Here is a 19,624-nt window from a genome sequence, read left to right as displayed (position 1 = left end):
TTCCCGCCGTTCCGGCCCCGCGGCGCGAGGTGTGGGGCACGCCACTTTCCGGATCGCCCGGCCGGTGCCACCATGGGAGTGATCCGGGGACGCCGTCAGGGCGCCTCGAGACGACAAGGAGCCGAAGCCATGACGCATGTTTCGCCTGCGCCTGCCCCGAAGCAGCCCACGGCCGACAGCGGGAAGACGCTGTACGGCGGCACGGGGAACCGGCGCATCACCGTCCGCGACATCGCCGCCGCCAAGCAGCGCGGCGAGAAGTGGCCGATGCTCACCGCCTACGACGCCATGACCGCTTCCGTGTTCGACGAGTCCGGCATCCCCGTCATGCTCGTCGGCGACTCGATGGGCAACTGCCACCTCGGCTACGAGTCCACCGTGCCGGTGACCATGGACGAGATCACCCTGCTGTCCGCCGCCGTCGTCCGGGGCACCAAGCGGGCGCTGATCGTCGGCGACCTGCCGTTCGGCTCCTACCAGGAGGGCCCCGTCCAGGCGCTGCGCAGCGCGACCCGGCTGGTCAAGGAAGCCGGCGTGGGCGCGGTGAAGCTGGAGGGCGGTGAGCGCTCGGCCGACCAGATCGAGCTGCTGGTCCAGTCCGGCATCCCCGTCATGGCGCACATCGGTCTCACCCCGCAGTCCGTCAACGCCTACGGCGGCTACCCGGTCCAGGGCCGCGGCGAGGAGGCGGCGCAGCAGCTCCTGCGCGACGCCAAGGCGGTGCAGAACGCGGGCGCCTTCGCGGTCGTCCTCGAACTGGTGCCGGCCGAGCTCGCCGCCGAGGTCACCCGCTCCCTGCACATTCCCACCGTCGGCATCGGGGCGGGCCCCGAGTGCGACGCGCAGGTCCTGGTGTGGACGGACATGGCGGGCATGACCTCCGGCCGGGTGCCGCGCTTCGTCAAGCAGTACGCCCAGCTGCGCGAGGCGCTGGGCGGCGCCGCCAGGGCGTTCGCCGAGGACGTCGTCGGCGGCGCGTACCCGGCGGCGGAGCACAGCTTCCACTGATCCCCGCCCGCCGGCGCCCGGTCCCGGCCCCGGCGCCGCCCGGGCATCGCCCCGGCGCCGCCCGGAGGGGCGCCGTCCCGAGCGCCGACCGTACCCGGGCACCCCTGAGCCACTGTGAGGCCGACAGCCCGCCGACATCCCCCATCGGCGGGCTGTCGGTGTGCCGGGGGACGGCGGACCGCGCCGGGGCCCGGGCCTCACAGGGCCGAGCGCGGGGGCGGTGAGGCCGCGAAACGCCTCGGTAATCCCCGGTTGGGATACTCGTGTTCGAGCCGCCCGGCAGAGGACTCGTGGAACGGTGTCCCACCTGCGAGGATGGCTCGTGTGACGCCTCCATCCGGCAGGGACGGCCCGTCCGCCCCGCCCCGCGGAGCCGTACGGCGGCCGGGACCCGGCCGCTTCCCGGGGCCGGGGCCGCGGCGTACTACGCTGCTCGTGGCTCCCAGGGCGGAGGACGCGTTCCCTCCCGGCCTCCCACGGCCGGGAATCCCCACGCAAGGAGAGAGATGGACAAGCAGCAGGAGTTCGTGCTCCGGACGCTGGAGGAGCGCGACATCCGGTTCGTGCGGCTGTGGTTCACCGACGTGCTGGGCTTCCTGAAGTCCGTCGCCGTCGCACCCGCCGAACTCGAGCAGGCCTTCGACGAGGGGATCGGTTTCGACGGCTCCGCCATCGAGGGCTTCGCCCGGGTGTACGAGTCCGACATGATCGCCAAGCCCGATCCGGGCACCTTCCAGATCCTGCCCTGGCGCGCCGAGGCCCCCGGCACCGCCCGCATGTTCTGCGACATCCTGATGCCGGACGGCTCCCCGTCCTTCGCCGACCCGCGCTACGTCCTCAAGCGCATCCTCGCCAAGACCTCGGACCTGGGCTTCACCTTCTACACCCACCCCGAGATCGAGTTCTTCCTGCTGAAGAACAAGCCGGTGGACGGCACCCGCCCCGTCCCCGCCGACAGCTCCGGCTACTTCGACCACACCCCGCAGAACGTCGGCATGGACTTCCGCCGCCAGGCCATCACCATGCTCGAATCCATGGGCATCTCGGTGGAGTTCTCCCACCACGAGGGCGCCCCCGGCCAGCAGGAGATCGACCTCCGCTACGCCGACGCGCTCTCCACCGCCGACAACATCATGACGTTCCGGCTGATCATGAAGCAGGTGGCGCTGGAACAGGGCGTGCAGGCCACGTTCATGCCCAAGCCCTTCTCGGAATACCCGGGCTCCGGCATGCACACCCACCTGTCGCTCTTCGAGGGCGACCGCAACGCCTTCCACGAGTCCGGCGCCGAGTACCAGCTCTCCAAGGTCGGCCGGTCCTTCATCGCGGGCCTGCTCAGGCACTCCGCGGAGATCTCCGCCGTCACCAACCAGTGGGTCAACTCCTACAAGCGCATCTGGGGCGGCTCGCAGCGCACGGCGGGCGCGGGCGGCGAGGCCCCCTCGTACATCTGCTGGGGCCACAACAACCGCTCGGCGCTCATCCGGGTCCCGATGTACAAGCCGGGCAAGACCGGCTCCACCCGCGTCGAGGTCCGCTCCATCGACTCCGGCGCCAACCCGTACCTCACCTACGCCGTGCTGCTGGCGGCGGGCCTCAAGGGCATCGAGGAGGGCTACGAACTCCCGGCCGGCGCCGAGGACGACGTCTGGGCCCTCTCCGACTCCGAACGCCGCGCCATGGGCATCGAGCCTCTCCCGCAGAACCTCGGCGAGGCCATCGACCTGATGCAGCGCAGCGAACTCGTCGCCGAGACCCTCGGCGAACACGTCTTCGACTTCTTCCTGCGCAACAAGAAGCAGGAGTGGGAGGAGTACCGCAGCGAGGTCACGGCCTTCGAACTGCGGAAGATGCTGCCGGTGCTGTAAGGGCAGTTCAGGGCGGGTTTCCCGCTGATCCGGCGCATGGGGCCGACGGTCACGGACCGTCGGCCCCACGGCGTCTCACGGCTTGAGCCGAGTGTCAGAGCTTGTTCGGTCCCGGTGCCCGGGGTTTTCGGTGCCTCCAGGAGACGGCTGCTCATCGACGCGGTTTCGTCTCCGCGGAGGCCGGTTCTTCGCGTAGGTCGAGACGGTGCTCCCAGTTGAGAGCTGGTGCTCCCTCGATCCAGTAGTGGTGGGAAGCCTGCGTGATGCGGAGCTGAACGGAGTCGGTCTCGGGGCGCCCTGCAGCTTCCCAGGCGACGAGAGCCTCCTCGATCCGGTCCCAGAGGGGCACGGGACCGCCCTGCCGGACCCTCCAGCCGTCTCCATGGGCGATGAACTCCGCGAAAGACTCCCGGTCGGGGTCGAAGAGGCAGAGCAGGCGGGTTCCGTCGCTTCGGGTGGCACGGACGAGCTGTGCGCCGGGCGCGGCGAGTTGGGCGAGGAAGGCGGGCATCCAGTCGTCCAGCAGGGTCGGGGGCGCCTTCGTCTCCCGCTCGCTGTCCGCGTAGGCCGTCCGGGCCGACAGGTCGCCGGCCACCGGCACGACGGCTTGGGAACGCGCCTGCATGAACGAAGACCTGCCGACGATTCGGCCCTCGGCGTTGCCGTTGCCGTCCACGGTGACCTTGGCCAGGCCGGTCCCGTACGGCCAGGAGCCCACGGTGCTCAGGATGATGCCCCCGGGCTTGGTCTGCCGGATCCAGGCGTGCGGGATGCGGCGAACGGCGCAGGTGGCGATTACGCGGTCGTACGGCGCGTTCCGGGGAAAGCCGAGGAGGCCGTCGCCGGTGACGGTCCATGCCGAGAAGCCGAGCGTCTCCAGCGCGATGTCCGCGCGTTCCGCCACTTCCGGGTCGACCTCGACCGTGGTCACGTTGTCCGCGCCGAGGCAGTGGCACATCAGGGCGGAGGAGTAACCCGTGCCCGTGCCGATCTCCAGTACGCGATGGCCTGCCTCCAAGCCCAGGCTTTCGATCATTCCGACCACCGTGGCCGGGGTAGTGGAGGAGGAGGTGGGTACCCCCGCGACGGGTTCGGCGGTCTGGTCGGCGGTCAGATGGCCGTCGAGCTGGGTGGTGAGGGTGTCGTAGCTGTAAGCGGTCTTGAGCCACTCGGACGGTTCGGTGCCAGTAGCCGTGACGGGTCGCCAGGTGCAGCCCTCGTCGAGGAATACCCCGGGGTGGAGGAACAGTTCGCGTGGCACGACTTCGACGGCCCCGCGCAGCCAAGGGCACGTGAGGATCCCGTTCTGCGCCAGCAGTGCGGCGAGGCGGCGGCGCTCGGGCGCGGAGTCGGTCATGAGCTTTCTCCTTGGGTGAGCAGGTCGGCGAATGCGGAGGACATCGGGAGGCCGGTCTCCGTCTCCAGCCACCCCCACTGGCCGTTCGGATTCAGCTCCAGCCACCAGTAGTTGCCCGTCCGGTCCACGGCGAGATCGAAGCTCCCCGACACCAGACCAAGGGACTCCAGGCAGAGGAGCAGCGCCTTGCCGACCCGGTCGGGAAGGTGCTCGACGGTGTAGGTGAGAGCGCTGTAGTCCTTGCGCCAGTCCAGCAGGCCGGAGCCGATGCGTACGGCGAACAGGTGCCGGCCGACGACCAGCACGCGGAGGTCGGCGATTTTGTCCACACGGGTCTGGAACAGGTGTGGAGCGATGCGAACGCTCTCGTTGATCTCGTCGGCGGTCACCGGATCAGCCCAGCCGGTAACCGGCACGCCATCCCGTGTGTACGGGGTCCAGCGCAAAGTCTTGGAGATCACGTCGCGCTGGTTGGTGATGAACTCCCGTGCCTCGTCCGGGTCGTTGGTCACCAGAGTCGGTGGCACGGCGAAGCCGAGCCGCTGGGCGAGGGCGAGCTGCGCGGGCTTGTAGTCGGCGGCGGCGATGCGCAGGGGGTGATTGACCCAGAGCGGGCAATCCATCGCGTAGAGGGTGCCGCCGAGCCCGAAGCGGACCTGCGCAGTCGCGAACCGGGCATCGTCCGGCTCAAGGTGCGGGAAGGCCGGCCACTGAGGGCGGCGCCAGTAGGCCGCTCGGACGCGGGTCAGGTCGGCGGCCCTCGACGGGGTGCGCACCTGCCCGGCCATGGAGGCCGGGCAGGTGCCGAACCGAGCCGAGACCGTCAGGCCGACGCCGATGTCCGCGGGATTGAACCTGACCACGGGCATGTTCCGCCGGTTGAGTTCGCTGATCACCATGTCGGCGGTCAGGTCATCCGCTTCAGTGACCACCAGGACCGGCCTCTCCTCGGTCATGCCGTCAGTCCTGCTCGGAGTCCTGGTCGTGCCCCTGGTCATTCTTGGAGTCCGAGTTCGTGGTGGTCGAAGTCTCGGTGCCCTTACCGGTGCCGTGCGCGCCCATGTCGACCACCAGGCCGTCGCGGTCGCGGAACACGCCGAGTTGCGTGCCGGGGTCGACGGTGACCGAGGCGTGCGGGCGCCGGATGGTGGTCGGGTACGGCGCAAGGCGGCCGGCGCCCCACGGCGCCATGGGCTGTTCGACGATGATTGTCACTGGGTCTCCTCGAAGTGGAGTGGATGTCGGAGTGAAGCGATTGGACGGGCCTTTGGCAGGTCCTGGCTGGGTTCTGTCCGGCAGATCATGTGACTTTCCGACCGGTCGCTCGTTGGTGGGTCATGGACGGGGGGATCTGACGCATCACGAGTGGTCCTGTTCCGAATCCGCACCGGTGTCCCCTGGCGTGACAGGAACGCCACGGTTCCTGGAAGACCGTCCATGAGCAGCATCGCCGCTGGTCGGCGGACCGCACCTGGGACCGGGTCCTGCGGTCGGTCCAGGCCGACGCTGACCTCGCGGGCCCGATCGACTGTCGATGGCCGGCGTCGACTCGACGTCAGGCCGCTGGGCGCGGACACCCCGGACCCGGCCCGACCACGTCAGCGGCGACCAGGCATACAGCTCTCGCCGAAACCGCCGCTACCTGTGAAGACGCCACATCCGGCACACGATCCCGGAACCGAAGGATCAACGGGCCAACTGCCGACGCAATGGTAGAGAAGGCGGCAGGCCCGCCGGTTTCGACCGAGACCGCTACCGGCGCCGCGATGAAGTCGAGGACCATCAACCGGCTCAAGAATTTCCGTTCGGTCGCTACTCGTTACGACAAGCGGGCCTACGTCTTTCACAGCACCGTCACCGCCGCAGCGATCCGGCTATGGTTCCGTCAGTGGTCCGCCGGACAGAACCCAGGCGCTGCGATGTCGGGCTGAGGGCGGACTGGGAATGTCGTACGGGCGCCGCCGGCCGGACCAGCACGGCGGTGCGCACCGATGTAGTCGGTACACCGGAGTTCCTCTCAGCCGAAATCACCAGGGGCAAAGCCCTGCAAGGGAGATCGCGTCCCTACTCTCTGGCCGTTGCCCGCGGTCATCGGGCCACCTCGCCAGTACGGGCCGAAGCCCTGTTCCACCTGGCCTTGAGCCGGATTGCAGCGTTCCCGTCCCCCCCCGAGCATGTGCGCAGCCCAGAGAAGGCCGCAACGCCATACAGTCCTGGGACTGCGAAGCGCTTGAGAAGACGATGGCGCACAGTCCTAGGACTGTCAACAGTCCTGGGACTGTGTTCCACTGGTCGAAGTCGACGGGAGGTTCTGATGGCACCGAAGTGGCGGGAGCTCGCGGACCGGATCGCAAAGGAGATCCGGTCTGGCGCATACGCGCCTGGTGAGCAGTTGCCGCAGATCAGGGACTTGGTGGAGGCCGGCGAAGGCTCCAAGTCCACTGTCCATGCGGCCTACAAGGCGCTGGAAGCCGAGGGGCTGGTTACGTCATCCCGTGGCCACGGCACAGTCGTACGTGACCAGCCACCGCTCAAGCGGCTCGGAATCGAGCGGTACGACAAAGCCAAGTGGAGGGACGGCGACGAAGTCGCCTTCATCGCGGACCGGGTGGCGTCCGGCCGCGCATACCGGCGTAACGAGCAGACGCAGACGGTCAGCAAGGTCCCTGCGCCACCGGTAGTCGCGGCAGCGCACGGCCTGCCCGAGGGAGCCGACGTCTACGCTCGCGCGCGCCTGGTCAAAGAAGGAGCGCAGCCCACGCACACTCTGACCAGCTACTACCGCCCGGAGCACGTCGAGGGGACGCGCATTGTCGACCCGACTCCGGGCCCGGCCGGCAGGGGCGGCGGGTTCCGCGTGCTGTACGACGCGGGGTACGAGATCGACCACATGCGAGAGACGCTGTTCGCCCGAGTGCCCACCACTGACGAAGTGCAGCTCCTGCAGCTCGCCCCCGGTGAGTGGGTCGTAGAGCTGCACCGAACGACGTTCACGGCCGACGGCACGGTCGTCGAATTCGCGCTGGGCGTGCACGCGGCCGCGCGCTTCTCCTGGACGTACGACTTCAAGGTGCCCGACTCGGCAACGGAAGATGGAGACGCGAGGTGATCTCGCAGCAGTCATGGGCGGATGCGCGACGACTCTGGGACTTCCAGCAGATGGGCCACGAGGTACGCCCGTGTTCGGTCGCCATCGGCCTGGGGAGCCATGACCTCGGGGTCGCCGACACCACGGTGGCCCTGTACCGGGACGGCATGGCTCCCCTGATCGTCTTCACGGGAGCGACCAGCCGAACCACCCGTGACCGGATGCCGCGCGGCGAAGCAGAGCACTACCGGGAGCGGGCCCTGGAACTCGGAGTGCCGGCGGACGCCATCCTTGTCGAACCGAACGCCCGGAACACCGGTGAGAACATCACGTTCTCGCGTGCGCTGCTCGCTGACCGGGGCATTGCAGTGTCGTCTGTCCTGCTCGTCTGCAAGCCGTACGAGGAGCGGCGAGCGTACGCAACGGCGCGGAAGCTGTGGCCCGATGTGAAGTGGATCTGCGCTTCCGCGTCGATGAGCTTCGCGGAGTACATCGCCTCAATCGGCGACGAACGCCTGGTCATTGACATGCTGGTCGGAGCGCAGCAGCGACTCATGATCTATCCGAACCATGGGTTCATGATCCAGCAGGAGGTCCCGGCGGACGTTGAGACAGCGTATGGCCACCTCGTTGCCGACGGCTTCACGAGCCGTCTGGTTCCGGAGGCCGCAACCTGACGCCAGGAATCGGCTGCCCGAAATGGGGAGTGCCGAGACAAGCATCTGGCTCTCTATCTGCTGAATTCAGCTTAATCGTTGCAGATTGCACCTATGAGGCGAAGTAGGTCAAGCCCCCATTGGCTGAGGCCGAGCTCATGCGCTCCAGCGAGGCGTAGGGCTCCTTCAAGAATATCCTGCGTGACACTCTGAGCTCGTTTAGTTCCGCAGTAGCCGCACAGCGCCACTCCTAGAACGAGCAGGAAGTCCCGCCCGCGGAAATATGGCTTCGATCCTCTCGGGCACACTGGTTCGCGCGTCACATGTTGCCGACCTTCCGCGTGGTCCATGAGTGTCGACAAAGAGGGCAACTCCGGCCAGCCACATGTCGACAACTCGGGCGTGTTTCGCGAATTGTCGAGTAGGGCATTGCAGAAGGATCGAACTTTGAGCGTCATCGTCTTCTTGTCGATTTTGCTGGACAAGTCGACGGCATCAAAAGCCAACCCCCAACTATTCTCTGCGTTTGCTCGGCGTAGGCGGGTTACCGGTTCCAAGATTCCCATCAGCTGAGAGGAGACCTTCTGTGCTCCGCCAAGCTTCTCGATCTTGTCGCAACTCCCGACTTCGAGCAGCAGATCAAGGCCGGCCCTTGAAAGGGCCAACATGGCCTCCATGTCGGCGTTCTCGTATGGATGGACTGTTCGAAGTCTTTGCTCGGCATGCTCGACGGCATCATCGAAGTCTCGATCAACCACACAAGCAAAGTTCTCCTGTGCCCATGCCTCCAACTTCTCGGCCGCTTCTAGAGCCAAACTGCGAGTGCTTGCGGGGAAATAGGCTATGTCTTTTTCTTGGAATGCTCGTTGAAGAATCCGAGCATCGCTCGGCCCTTCTACGATTATCACGGGGCGCTTGTCGCGCTGCCGATGCAGTCGAATCCGATCTTCCAGTCGATCGAGTTCTCTCAGCGAAGGAGAAGCGGCCACACTAAACCTCGCTATCCAAGTCCTCATCGGCGTCTACTTCAGCCAGCTTCGCATCGGGAAGGCTGGGAGCTGCAATTTCTCGGACTAGGTCCCAATTGCCGTTAATGATCGCGCTTGAGTGAGTAGCGAGGGCGATCTGAAGACGCGCCAACCTAGCAACTTCGCTAATGTCGTCCAAGAATGAATGCTTCCATGCGGCGTGCATTGAGATCTCGGGCTCGTCAATCAAAACGAGAGATCCGCTACGGGCGGAGAATAGCAGCATACTAAAGACCGCAAGGAGGTGTTGTTCGCCAGAGGATAGGGCGTGAACTGCAACGGGGCGGCCGTTGATTTTGGAGCGAAACCTGATTTGCCCCCTAGGGCTCAGGAACATCTCCTTGCCAATGAACTTGGTCTCAACGATCCGGCGCAAGGATTTCAGCTTCTCATGGATGGGTAGCAGGGGCTGGAGCTTGCGCTCCCAGTCATCTAGAAAGACGTTGAGGATCCTTCGCTCTGTGGGTGTGGTTTTCTCTTCAGGGAAGCGAACATCAACGGGACGGACACTCAAACCGCTTGCATGTAGTTCAGCATGCTGGTCGGCGATTCTCTGGTATCTCTCCTTTAGGTCTTTCTCATTAATCGTTGTCCGGGCCTTCTGCAGGACACGAGCGGCGAACGATTGATCGGCATCCAAAGACTCGTTGAGGGAACGGCGGCGGGCTTCTTCCAGTTGCGCCGCGACCTGGTCGATATAGAGCCGGATTCGAGTAACGGTGGTACCGGAAGTGTTGGCTGTCGCTGGGCGGTGGTTTTTACCTGGATAGATCGGGACTGCATCAAGGCGCTGAGTGTCGACAAGGATTGATCGTGCATCCTCGTAAACCTCCACCATTGACGCGTTGGTACGAACCAAAGCTTGAGGGGAGGGTTTTGTTTTCAAGCCCCAACGTCGTGCCACATCGCGTGACATGAGTCGGTCCATGCGGGTATCGAACCAGTTGCCGTCGGGGAGTCTCACGGCCCATTCTGGCCCCTCTGTTCCCTCGGTGCGACCCGAATAGGGAATAATGATATCCTGAAACTTACGCGCCAGTGGCCTCTTGACGGACAGATGAAATCCTGTCACCTCGCCTTCTTTGTAATGCGGCGAGGCTCTGAGTGTAAACTTGTCGGTGAAGCGAACTTCAATGGCCGCAAACTCGACTGAGGCAAGAGTATCGAGATCGAGCGAAATGAGCGCGTGAAGTAGCCGCAGAAAATGCGTTTTGCCGATTCCGTTGGGGCCTGAAATGATGGTGATAGGGGATTCTTTGGTGAACTCTACGTCGTGATCAACGTAACCGAACAAGCCGCTGATCTTTACCTCGGAGATCCAGCGCACTGTTGCCCCCATCTCATCCTATGCTGCCTGCGTGGATGTTATCCCATGCGTCTCTGTCCGGAAGGTGTTTTGTGCATTGAGTTGGTTGCCTGGCCCGGTCTGGCGTTTGACGAAGCCGCGCACGGTTCGCAGGCATGGCTGCGGCATCGATACGAACGGTCAGCACGGAGAGGGCGCCTCAGACGCACACTCGGCAGAACACCCGGCCCCCTCCGTCCTGGCGGGCCATGATTGGGGCGGGCGCACACGCTCGACCAGGCCGCCGGCACGCGGCACGAGCTCGTTGCAGGTGAGGCCTGTGGACACAGCGGATAGGGGGTCCGGCCCAGCCATCGGCAGGCTGGGCCGTCTGTGGGCCGTCGAAGGGCGGCCCAGGGCGACCAATGACGACCAACGATGACGGCTCGGGCGCCTGTCAGTGCTGCATGGACGTCGATCACGCGAGGTCGCTCCGGGGTCGCGTCACTTCCTGCGCAACAAGAAGCAGGAGTGGGAGGAGTACCGCAGCGAGGTCACGGCCTTCGAATTGCGGAAGATGCTGCCGGTGCTGTAACAGCAGGCCGGAGCGGGTTTCCCGCTGAACCGGCGGATCGGGCCGACGGTCTGCGACCGTCGGCCCGATCGCTGTTTGTCCGGCAGTGCGTATGGCGGTCACCCGACCACTGTCCGGGCGGCCCGACCCGGAGGTTCCTGATGCCGCTTGCGGAGCGGCTCCGGCGCCGGTGTGCCAAAATCGCACCATGGGGTCATCGACGCGTTGGCAGGACATAGGAGCCCGGGTGGGAGAGGCTCGGAGGGCCGCCCAGCTCACGCAGGCGCAGTTGGCGGAGCGCCTGGGTTTGGAGCGTTCGGCCGTCTCGAAGATCGAGAGTGGTACTCGCAGGATCGGCGCTCTGGAACTGACGAAGCTGGCCGATGCCCTGGGACTACCGGTCGACCACTTCCTGGCGGCGCCTGTAGCCGTCCTGTCGCATCGGCAGCCGCTCGCCGAGGAGGACGAATCCGACGCGGCGAGGTCCGCCTTTCGCACGGAGGCCCAGTTGAGTTCCTGGCTCCGAGACGTCCGGCAGCTCAGAGGGTTCGGTGTCCTGCCCGAACGGGAGTTGTGGGGCTATCCCGGCAAGGCACCGGACAACTCCGCCTATCGCACCGCAGCCCGATGGGTGCGTGAGCGGCTCGGCAACGCCAGGGAACCCCTGGGCTCCATGGCCGAGGTCTGCGCCCGGGCGGGGCAGTGGCCGCTGGTCGCGGCCATCCCCGGGGACGGTGCCTCTCTCGTCGACGGCGATATCGCGGTGTGCGTCATCAGTGAGCGGGGTGATCCGGGGCGCCGCCGCGCCACCGCCGCCCATGAGTTGGGCCACCTGATCATGGGAGACGCCTACTCGAACGACCTCGGGGTCCACGCCTCCGTGGATGAACGGGAGCGTGCCATCGAAGCGTTCGCCGCCGAACTCCTGCTCCCCACAGCGGCGATCGAGAGCCGCTGGATCGCAGGCAGCCCGGAACGGGAACAGCTCATCGGCCTCGCGGCGCGGTACCGGGTGTCCTGGACGCTGGCGCTCATCCAGGCCGAACGGGCGGAGGTGATCGACTCGGACTCCCGGAACGAACTGACCGCCCGGAGGCCGACCCGAGCGGAGTTCCTGCAGGCTCTCGGCTGGGTGCCGGAACCCGACCTGTCCGCGGTCAAGGTCGCTCCCGCGTACGCCGATGCCGTGCTCGCCGCTCTCAGGCAGAGAATGGTGACGCGGGCCCGGGCGGTGGAGATGATGCACGGACAGGTGTCTCTCGCCGATCTGCCCCCGGACGATGACGACGGGGACGGCTGACGTGCACGGACGCCGCACCCGCGTCCTCGTGCTGGACGCGACACTGCTGAATCACTCGGCGCGTGCCGACAATATCGATCTGCTGGGCGACTACCTCAAGGAATTCGAGTGCTGGACCACCGATGTGGTCCTGGACGAGCTGAGGGCCGGTCTGCCCTTGCACGGTTCACTGCGGAGGGCGCTCGAGGCCGAATGGCTGAGTGCTGATCCTCTCGACTCCCTGGATGCTCTGAGGGCGTACACCGAATGGGTGCGCAGAGTCGGCGCGTCCGACGGCAGACACGAGGGGGAGGCCAGTGTGTTCGCCTGCGCCGCGTTACGCCACGGCGTGGCCATCACGGACGACAGAGAAGCCCTTCGCGTCGCGGCGGCTCACGGCCTCGAAGCCCACGGGACGTTATGGCTTCTCGCCCTGCTGGTCCGGGAGGGCGCGATGACCGTGGCCGCGGCCGAGAGTTTTGTCGAGGCGCTGGTTCTGGAAGAGGCCAGACTTCCCTGCCGGGGCAGCGACTTCGCCAACTGGTGCGCGCGGCACGGCCTGCGTCTCGGGCGGACCTGAACCGGAGGGACATAACGCAGGCTCCGCTGTCCCCGGTTCGCCTTCCGGCTCTCCGGTTGTCCGGCCGTTCTCCGTGCCGGTGCCGGTGCCGGTGCCGGTGCCGGTGCCGGCACTAGTGCCGCGGCCGCCCGGCTGTCGGCGTACCGGGCGGCGGTGGGGGCGGATAGGCTCGGGGCGATCAACCAGGCGGGCCGGCCAGGGGCCCGGCCCTGGTCGCCGGGCCGGCCACGGCGGGCGGGCCGTGGGTGAAGGACGGGTGGCGCAGCGTGCAGCAGGGGCGGCGGAACAGCAGGTTCGGACGGTTGCTGCGGACGGGGTTCTCCGACCCGGCCACGGCCGAACGGCTGCTCGACGCACCCGAACTCGCCGGTGTGCGGCACGACCCGCTCCTCCTCGATGCCCTCGGCGCCACCGCCGACCCGGATCTCGCCCTGCGGGCCCTCGTCCGCCTGGCCGAGGCGCTGGCCGCGCGCGACGCGCGCGACGCACTGGAGGCCCCGGCCGGAGCACCGGTCCGGCCCGGCACGCCCGAGCCGTCCGGTGCGGGGCTCGTCCCCGGCGCGGCTCCGGCCGAGGGCCCCGGCGCGGCGCGTGACGCGAGCCCCGGTCCGGCCCGGGAGGCAAGCCTCGGAACGCCCCCGGAGAAGGGCCCCGGCGCGGCCCCGGCCGAGAGCATCGGCGCGCCCTCGGCCGAGAGCTCCGCCGCGGCCGCGGGCGAGGCTTCCGGTAGGGGCCCGGCCGAGAGCATCGGCGCGAGCCCGGCCGGGGCCGCCGGAGTGAGCCCGGGCGCGAGCTCCGGGACGGCGGCGGCCGGGCCTGCCGGGGCGCAGCGGGAGGCGAGCGGCCGAGCGGCCCGGGCCGGGGCCCCGGGAACGCCCTCCGGCGAGGACTCCGCCGAGCCCTACGGAACGCCGCCGGCCGGATCCCAGGAGGGACCTCAGGCCGGACCTCAGGCCGGACCCCAGGCCGGACCCCAGGCCGGGGGCCCGGCCGGGCCCCCGGCCTGGGGTCCGGGCCCGGAGACCCGTGCACCCGCGCCCGGGCCGCGGGTGCGGGCGCTGCTCGACACGCTCGTCACCGCCAAGCCGTTCCGCGACCGCCTGCTGCGCGTCCTCGGCGTCTCCGAGGCGCTCGGCGACCATCTGGTGCGGCACCCGCTCGACTGGCAGACCCTCGTCACCTACGACGCCGGCGATCTGCACCCCGGGCTGGCCGAGTTCGAGCACGATCTGTCGGGGGCGGACGACGCCGACAGCCTCCGCGCCGCCTACCGCCGCTCCCTCCTCACCATCGCGGCCCGCGACGTCTGCGGGACCATCGACGTCGCCGAGGCCGCCGCCGAGCTGGCCGACCTCGCCACCGCCACCCTGCGCGCCGCCCTCCGCATCGCCGGGGCCGCCGCCCCCGAGGACGCGGCCGCCTGCCGGCTGGCCGTCATCGCCATGGGCAAGTGCGGCGGCCAGGAGCTCAACTACGTCTCCGACGTGGACGTGATCTTCGTGGCCGGGGCGGCCGCCGGCGACCGGGCCTCCGCCGAGGAGGAGACGGAGGCGCTGCGCGCCGCCACCCGGCTCGCCTCGCACATGATGCGGCTCTGTTCCGACACCACCGCCGAGGGCACCATCTGGCCCGTCGACGCCAACCTCCGCCCCGAGGGCCGCAACGGGCCCCTGGTCCGCACCCTCTCCAGCCATCTCGCCTACTACCAGCGCTGGGCCAAGACCTGGGAGTTCCAGGCCCTCCTCAAGGCCCGTCCGGTCGCCGGGGACGCCGCTCTCGGCCGGGAGTACTGCGACGCCGTCGCCCCGCTGGTCTGGCAGGCGGCCGAGCGGGAGAACTTCGTCACGGACGTGCAGCAGATGCGCCGCCGGGTGGTGGAGAACATCCCCGCCGCGCAGATCGACCGCGAGCTCAAACTCGGCCCCGGCGGCCTGCGCGACGTCGAGTTCGCCGTCCAGCTGCTGCAGCTCGTCCACGGCCGTGCCGACACCGGTCTGCGCAGCGGCTCCACCCTGGAGGCGCTGGCCGCGCTCGCCGCCGGGGGGTACGTGGGCCGGGCCGACGCCGCCGCGCTCGACGAGGCGTACCGCTTCCTCCGGGCGATGGAGCACCGCATCCAGCTCCACCGGCTGCGCCGCACCCATCTCGTCCCCGAGGACGAGGCCGACCTCCGCCGCCTCGGCCGCTCACTGGCCACGGCCTTCCACTGGGACCGGGGCACGGAACCGGTGGTGACGCTCCGCCGGGAGTGGAAGCGGCACAGCCGCGAGGTGCGCCGGCTGCACGAGAAGCTGTTCTACCGGCCGCTGCTGGACGCCGTCGCGCAGCTGGAGCCCGGCGCGGCCCGGCTCAGCGCGACGGCGGCCCGGGAGCGCCTGGAGGCCCTCGGCTACGCCGACCCGGCCGCCGCCCTGCGCCATCTGGAGGCGCTGGCCTCCGGCGTCAGCCGCAAGGCCGCGATCCAGCGCACCCTGCTGCCGGTGCTGCTCGGCTGGTTCGCCGACTCGGCCGACCCCGACGCCGGGCTCCTCAACTTCCGCAAGGTCTCCGACGCTCTCGGCGGCACCCCCTGGTATCTGCGGCTGCTGCGCGACGAGGGCGCCGCGGCGGAGAACCTCGCCCGGGTGCTGTCCGGCGGCCGGCTCGCCCCGGATCTGCTGATGCGGGCCCCCGAGGCCGTCGCGCTGCTCGGCGACCCCGACGGGCTGCGCCCGCGCGGCCGCGCCGCCCTGGAGCAGGAGGTGCTGGCCGCGGTGGGCCGCGCCGACGGCCCCGAGCAGGCGGTCACGGCAGCCCGCGGGGTGCGCCGCCGCGAGATGTTCCGCACCGCCGCGGCCGACCTCATCGGGGTCTACGGCACCGAGGAGAGCCCCGCCCGGCACGATCCGGGCGGCACCGTCGACCGGGTCGGCACCGCCCTCACCGACCTCAACGCCGCCACCGTCGCCGGTGCGCTGCGGGCCGCCGTCCGCGCCCAGTGGGGCGACACCCTGCCGACCCGTTTCGCCGTCATCGGCATGGGCCGCTTCGGCGGGCAGGAGCTCAACTACGGTTCCGACGCCGATGTCCTCTTCGTCCACGAGCCGCGCGAGGGCGTGCCCGAGGAGGAGGCCGCCCGCGCCGCCTTCGCCGTGGCCAACGAGATGCGCCGGCTGCTGCAACTGCCCTCCGCCGACCCACCGCTGCTCATCGACGCCGATCTGCGCCCGGAGGGCAAGAGCGGCCCGCTGGTGCGCAGCCTCTCCTCCTACGCCGCCTACTACCGGCGCTGGGGGCAGCCCTGGGAGAGCCAGGCGCTGCTCCGGGCGGCGCCGGTCGCGGGCGACGCCGACCTGGGGGAGCGGTTCATCGAACTGATCGACCCGCTCCGCTACCCGGCCGAGGGCCCGGACGAGCACATGGTCCGCGAGATCCGCCGGCTCAAGGCGAGGATGGAGAAGGAGCGGATGCCGCGCGGCGCCGACCGCACCACCCACGCCAAGCTCGGTCGGGGCGGGCTGTCCGACGTCGAGTGGACCGTCCAGCTGATCCAGCTCCGGCACGCCTGGTCCGAGCCGGGTCTGCGCACGACCCGCACCCGGGAGGCGCTGGGCGCCGCGCGCGCCGCCGGGCTCATCGGGGCGGAGGACGCGGAGATCCTGGACGAGGCGTGGCTGCTGGCGACCCGGCTGCGCAACGCCGTCATGCTCGTGCGCGGCCGCCCCGGCGACACGTTCCCCGCGGAGGTGCGGGAGCGGGCCGCGGTGGGCCGCTACCTGGGCTACGAGATCGGCAGCAGCGGGGAGCTCCTCGACGACTACCGCCGCGTGACCCGCCGCGCCCGCGGCGTGATGGAACGCCTCTTCTACGACGAGGGCTGACCCTGGCCCGGGCCCACCGCAGGCACCCGGCGGGGGGACCGGGCGAACCGTCAGTCCCGGCGTGCCGGGGACCGGGCCGGCGGGTGGCCCGCCACCCCGCGCGGGCCCGCCCCCGGCGGGTGGCCCGCCCGGCGCCGGCCCGCCGGAGCGGCGCGGCCGGGGTCCGTTCCGCCCCCGCACGAGCCGCCCCCGCACGAGCCGCCCCCGCACGAGCCGTCCCCGCACGAGCCGTCCCCGCACGAGCCGTCCCCGCACGAGCCGTCCCCGCACGCCCCGAAGAGGCGCTCAAGGACCACCGCGACGCCGTCCGCGTCGTTCCCCGGAGCGGTCTCGTCGGCGGCCGCGTGCAGCTCCGGATGGCCGCCCGCCATGGCCACCCCGTGCCCGGCCCAGCGCAGCATCGGCAGGTCGTTGGGCATGTCGCCGAAGGCGATGGTGTCGTCGGAGGTGAATCCCAGCAGGTCCGCGGCCGCGGCCAGTCCGGCCGCCTTCGTCGTGCCGGGCGGGAGCAGCTCGACCATGCCGGCCTGCGAATGGACCACCGTCATCGCGCCGCCCGCCAGCCGCCCGGCGGTCTCGGCGACGGTGCCGTCGGGCAGTTCCCGGTGGCGCATCAGGACCTTCTCGATCGGCTCCGCCCACAGCAGCTCGCGCTCGGCGACGGTCTCGCTGCCGGGTGGCGGTGGTGCGAAGAACCCGGCGGTGCTCACACACCGGTTCCCGGGGGCCGCCGTGACCACGCCCAGCTCCAGCGGGCCGAGTTCCCGCTCGACCGCGGCGACCAGGGCGCGGGCCGGCCCCCGGTCGAGGGAGGCCGTCGTCAGCAGCCGGCCGGCGCTGGCGTCGTACAGCTGGGCGCCCTGCCCGCAGACGGCCAGGCCGGTGTAGCCGAGGTCCAGCAGGAACGGGAGGCAGGAGGAGGCGGGCCGGCCGGTGACGACGAGATGCCGGGCCCCGGCGCCGGTGGCGAGCTTGAGTGCCTGCCGGGTGCGGAGCGAGAAGGTGAGGTCGCTGCGGAGCAGGGTTCCGTCGAGGTCGGTGGCCACCACCCGGTAGGGCAGTGCGCCCCCCGGGACGGGCTCAGCCCGCATGGAGCGGTGCCGGGTGCCGGGGGAGCCGGTAGGAGACCGAGCGGTACCAGAGGTACGAGAACCCGTAGCCGGCGGTCAGGCAGAGGACACCGCCGACGGCGTCCAGCCAGAAGTGGTTGGCGGTCGCCACGATGACGAGCAGGGTCAGCGGCGGATAGAGCCCGCCCAGCACCTTGGCCCACAGCGCGGGCGCCAGCATCACGATGGTGATCCCGCACCACACCGACCAGCCGATGTGCATGGACGGCATCGCGGCGTACTGGTTGGACATGCTGGCGAGATTGCCGGAGGCCATCGAGCCCCAGGTGTCGTGGACGACGACCGTGTCGACGAAACCGCCGCCCGGCACCAGCCGCGGCGGGGCCAGCGGATAGAGGTAGTAGCCGAGCAGCGCGATGCCGGTGGTCAGGAAGAGCACCAGCCGGGTCGCGGCGTAGCGGCCCGGATGCCAGCGGTAGAGCCACACCAGCACGCCGATGGTCACGATGAAGTGCAGGGTGGCGTAGTAGTAGTTCATCCCCACGATGAGCCAGGTCACCGAGTTCACCGCGTGGTTGACGGTCTGCTCGACGGCGATGCCGACCGCCTGCTCCGCCCGCCATATCCAGTCCGCGTTGCGCAGGGCCGCGGCCTTCTGCTCCGGGACGGCGTTGCGGATCACCGAGTAGATCCAGTAGCTCACCGCGATGAGCAGGATCTCGAAGCGCAGCCGTGGGCGTCGCGGCAGCCTGAGGCGTCCGATCGAATGGCGTTCCCCCCCGGGCTGGGCCGCTGGCCGCGTGTCGGCCGGTGATTTCTCCAGAGTCCTCACTGTCACGTCACCCACGCGCCACAGTCTGCCAGACCGCGGAGTGTTCCCGATCACCCTCGGGCCGGGACGTCGGCCGGTGCCCTCCGGGCCGGTGACGACTGTCCTTGCGGACCCGCGGCGGTCGAGCCGCGGACCACCAGTTCGGGCAGGAAGATGAACTCGCTGTGCGGGGCCGGGGTCCCGCCGATCTCCTCCAGCAGGGCGCGCACCGCCGCCTGGCCCATGGCCTGGACCGGCTGGCGGATCGTGGTCAGCGGCGGGTCGGTGAAGGCGATCAGCGGGGAGTCGTCGAAGCCGACGACCGAGACGTCGCGGGGGACGGCGAGGCCCTGCTGCCGGGCGGCGCGGATGGCGCCCAGCGCCATCATGTCGCTGGCGCAGATCACGGCGGTGCAGCCGCGCCGGATCAGCGCGTCGGCCGCGGCCTGGCCGCCCTCCAGGGTGTAGAGGGAGTGCTCGACCAGTTCGTCGGACTCCTCCGGGGACAGCCCGAGCTGCTCCCGCATGCCCTGCCGGAATCCTTCGATCTTCCGCAGCACGGGGACGAAGCGGCGCGGGCCGACCGCCAGCCCGATCCGGGTGTGCCCGAGGGCCGCGAGATGCGTCACGGCCAGCCGCATCGCCGCGCGGTCGTCGGGCGAGACGAAGGGGGCGCGCACTTTCGGGGAGAAGCCGTTGACGAGCACGAAGGGCACGCCCTGCCCGCGGAGCTGGTCGTACCGCTGCATGTCCGCGGAGGTGTCGGCGTGCAGCCCGGAGACGAAGATGATGCCGGAGACGCCGCGCTCCACCAGCATCTCCGTGAGCTCGTCCTCGGTGGAGCCGCCGGGTGTCTGGGTGGCGAGCACCGGGGTGTAGCCCTGGCGGGTCAGGTTCTGCCCGATGACCTGCGCGAGCGCCGGGAAGATGGGATTGTCCAGCTCCGGGGTGATCAGTCCGACCAGTCCGGCGCTGCGCCGCCGCAGCCGCACCGGGCGCTCGTAGCCCAGGACGTCGAGCGCGGCGAGGACGGACTCGCGGGTGGCCGCGGCCACCCCCGGCTTGCCGTTGAGCACGCGGCTGACTGTCGCTTCGCTGACCCCCGCCTGGGCTGCGATGTCGGCTAGCCGTGCGGTCATAGAGGTGGACTGTACCGGTCG

15 protein-coding genes and 2 pseudogenes are annotated in these 19,624 nt (G+C 69.6%); 9 read left to right on the top strand and 8 right to left on the bottom strand.

All coding sequences use genetic code 11. From position 1 onward, the window contains the following. The first annotated feature begins 129 nt into the window (after positions 1–129). Both panB and glnA read left to right on the top strand, forming a co-directional pair. Positions 130–1,008 (top strand): 3-methyl-2-oxobutanoate hydroxymethyltransferase, encoded by an 879-nt coding sequence (gene panB, locus KBZ10_RS11920; RefSeq protein WP_210987534.1) that lies wholly within the window; start codon positions 130–132, stop codon positions 1,006–1,008. A gap of 506 nt (positions 1,009–1,514) precedes the next feature. Then, positions 1,515–2,876 carry a type I glutamate--ammonia ligase gene (glnA, locus tag KBZ10_RS11915; protein ID WP_210987533.1) on the top strand — a complete coding sequence of 454 codons (1,362 nt, stop codon included), beginning with the start codon at positions 1,515–1,517 and terminating at the stop codon, positions 2,874–2,876. 151 nt (positions 2,877–3,027) lie between these two features. On the opposite strand, the gene tgmC is transcribed toward glnA, so the two are convergent. The 3 genes from tgmC to tgmA are packed head-to-tail and all read right to left on the bottom strand — an operon-like array spanning position 3,028 to position 5,424. Further along, positions 3,028–4,233, bottom strand: a complete 1,206-nt coding sequence (tgmC, locus tag KBZ10_RS11910; protein WP_210987532.1) for an ATP-grasp peptide maturase system methyltransferase — start codon at positions 4,231–4,233, stop codon at positions 3,028–3,030. Next, positions 4,230–5,189 (bottom strand): ATP-grasp ribosomal peptide maturase, encoded by a 960-nt coding sequence (gene tgmB / locus KBZ10_RS11905; RefSeq protein WP_210987531.1) that lies wholly within the window; start codon positions 5,187–5,189, stop codon positions 4,230–4,232. The genes tgmC and tgmB overlap by 4 nt, the downstream gene beginning before the upstream one ends. A 4-nt stretch (positions 5,190–5,193) precedes the next feature. Next, entirely contained in the window at positions 5,194–5,424 is a 231-nt protein-coding gene (gene tgmA / locus KBZ10_RS11900; RefSeq protein WP_210987627.1) for a putative ATP-grasp-modified RiPP, read from the bottom strand. A 138-nt stretch (positions 5,425–5,562) separates the two neighbouring features. Between tgmA and KBZ10_RS29325 the strand changes: the two are divergent. From KBZ10_RS29325 to KBZ10_RS11885, 3 genes and pseudogenes are all read left to right on the top strand, one after another. After that, a pseudogene (locus KBZ10_RS29325) lies at positions 5,563–6,164 on the top strand (transposase); the annotation flags it as partial. A gap of 383 nt (positions 6,165–6,547) precedes the next feature. Continuing rightward, a complete protein-coding gene (locus KBZ10_RS11890) occupies positions 6,548–7,342 on the top strand; it encodes a GntR family transcriptional regulator (protein WP_210987530.1) in 795 nt (264 codons plus the stop codon). Next, a complete protein-coding gene (locus KBZ10_RS11885) occupies positions 7,339–7,998 on the top strand; it encodes a YdcF family protein (protein WP_210987529.1) in 660 nt (219 codons plus the stop codon). Before KBZ10_RS11890 ends, KBZ10_RS11885 begins: the two co-directional genes overlap by 4 nt. 71 nt (positions 7,999–8,069) lie before the next feature. On the opposite strand, the gene KBZ10_RS11880 is transcribed toward KBZ10_RS11885, so the two are convergent. Both KBZ10_RS11880 and KBZ10_RS30285 read right to left on the bottom strand, forming a co-directional pair. Beyond that, positions 8,070–8,966 (bottom strand): DUF4435 domain-containing protein, encoded by an 897-nt coding sequence (locus tag KBZ10_RS11880; RefSeq protein WP_210987528.1) that lies wholly within the window; start codon positions 8,964–8,966, stop codon positions 8,070–8,072. A gap of 1 nt (position 8,967) precedes the next feature. After that, entirely contained in the window at positions 8,968–10,332 is a 1,365-nt protein-coding gene (locus KBZ10_RS30285) for an AAA family ATPase (RefSeq protein WP_210987527.1), read from the bottom strand. Positions 10,333–10,798: 466 nt separating this feature from the next. On the opposite strand from KBZ10_RS30285, the pseudogene KBZ10_RS30525 reads away from it, so the two are divergent. From KBZ10_RS30525 to KBZ10_RS11850, 4 genes and pseudogenes are all read left to right on the top strand, one after another. Next, positions 10,799–10,885, top strand: a pseudogene (locus tag KBZ10_RS30525) (glutamine synthetase); the annotation flags it as partial. Positions 10,886–11,111: 226 nt separating this feature from the next. Next, positions 11,112–12,164 (top strand): ImmA/IrrE family metallo-endopeptidase, encoded by a 1,053-nt coding sequence (locus KBZ10_RS11865; RefSeq protein ID WP_210987526.1) that lies wholly within the window; start codon positions 11,112–11,114, stop codon positions 12,162–12,164. 28 nt (positions 12,165–12,192) lie between these two features. Then, complete coding sequence (locus KBZ10_RS11860) at positions 12,193–12,723, top strand: hypothetical protein (protein ID WP_210987525.1); 531 nt, start codon at positions 12,193–12,195, stop codon at positions 12,721–12,723. A 302-nt stretch (positions 12,724–13,025) separates the two neighbouring features. Beyond that, positions 13,026–16,583 (top strand): bifunctional [glutamine synthetase] adenylyltransferase/[glutamine synthetase]-adenylyl-L-tyrosine phosphorylase, encoded by a 3,558-nt coding sequence (locus KBZ10_RS11850; protein WP_247702211.1) that lies wholly within the window; start codon positions 13,026–13,028, stop codon positions 16,581–16,583. A gap of 50 nt (positions 16,584–16,633) precedes the next feature. Here KBZ10_RS11850 and KBZ10_RS11845 read toward each other — a convergent pair whose 3' ends face one another. From KBZ10_RS11845 to KBZ10_RS11835, 3 genes are read right to left on the bottom strand one after another with little or no spacing between them, the layout of a single operon-like run. Then, the gene (locus tag KBZ10_RS11845) at positions 16,634–17,674 is read right to left on the bottom strand and encodes an HAD family hydrolase (protein WP_210987524.1); all 1,041 of its coding nucleotides are present in this window, start codon (positions 17,672–17,674) and stop codon (positions 16,634–16,636) included. After that, positions 17,664–18,500, bottom strand: coding sequence for a phosphatase PAP2 family protein (locus KBZ10_RS11840; RefSeq protein ID WP_210987523.1), 837 nt, complete (start codon positions 18,498–18,500; stop codon positions 17,664–17,666). The genes KBZ10_RS11845 and KBZ10_RS11840 overlap by 11 nt, the downstream gene beginning before the upstream one ends. A 35-nt stretch (positions 18,501–18,535) precedes the next feature. Then, entirely contained in the window at positions 18,536–19,603 is a 1,068-nt protein-coding gene (locus KBZ10_RS11835; RefSeq protein ID WP_210987522.1) for a LacI family DNA-binding transcriptional regulator, read from the bottom strand. Positions 19,604–19,624 lie beyond the last annotated feature (21 nt).

Source organism: Streptomyces sp. F63, assembly GCF_018070345.1.
Classification (GTDB): Bacteria; Actinomycetota; Actinomycetes; order Streptomycetales; family Streptomycetaceae; genus Streptomyces.
This window is presented reverse-complemented; position numbering and strand designations above follow the sequence as displayed.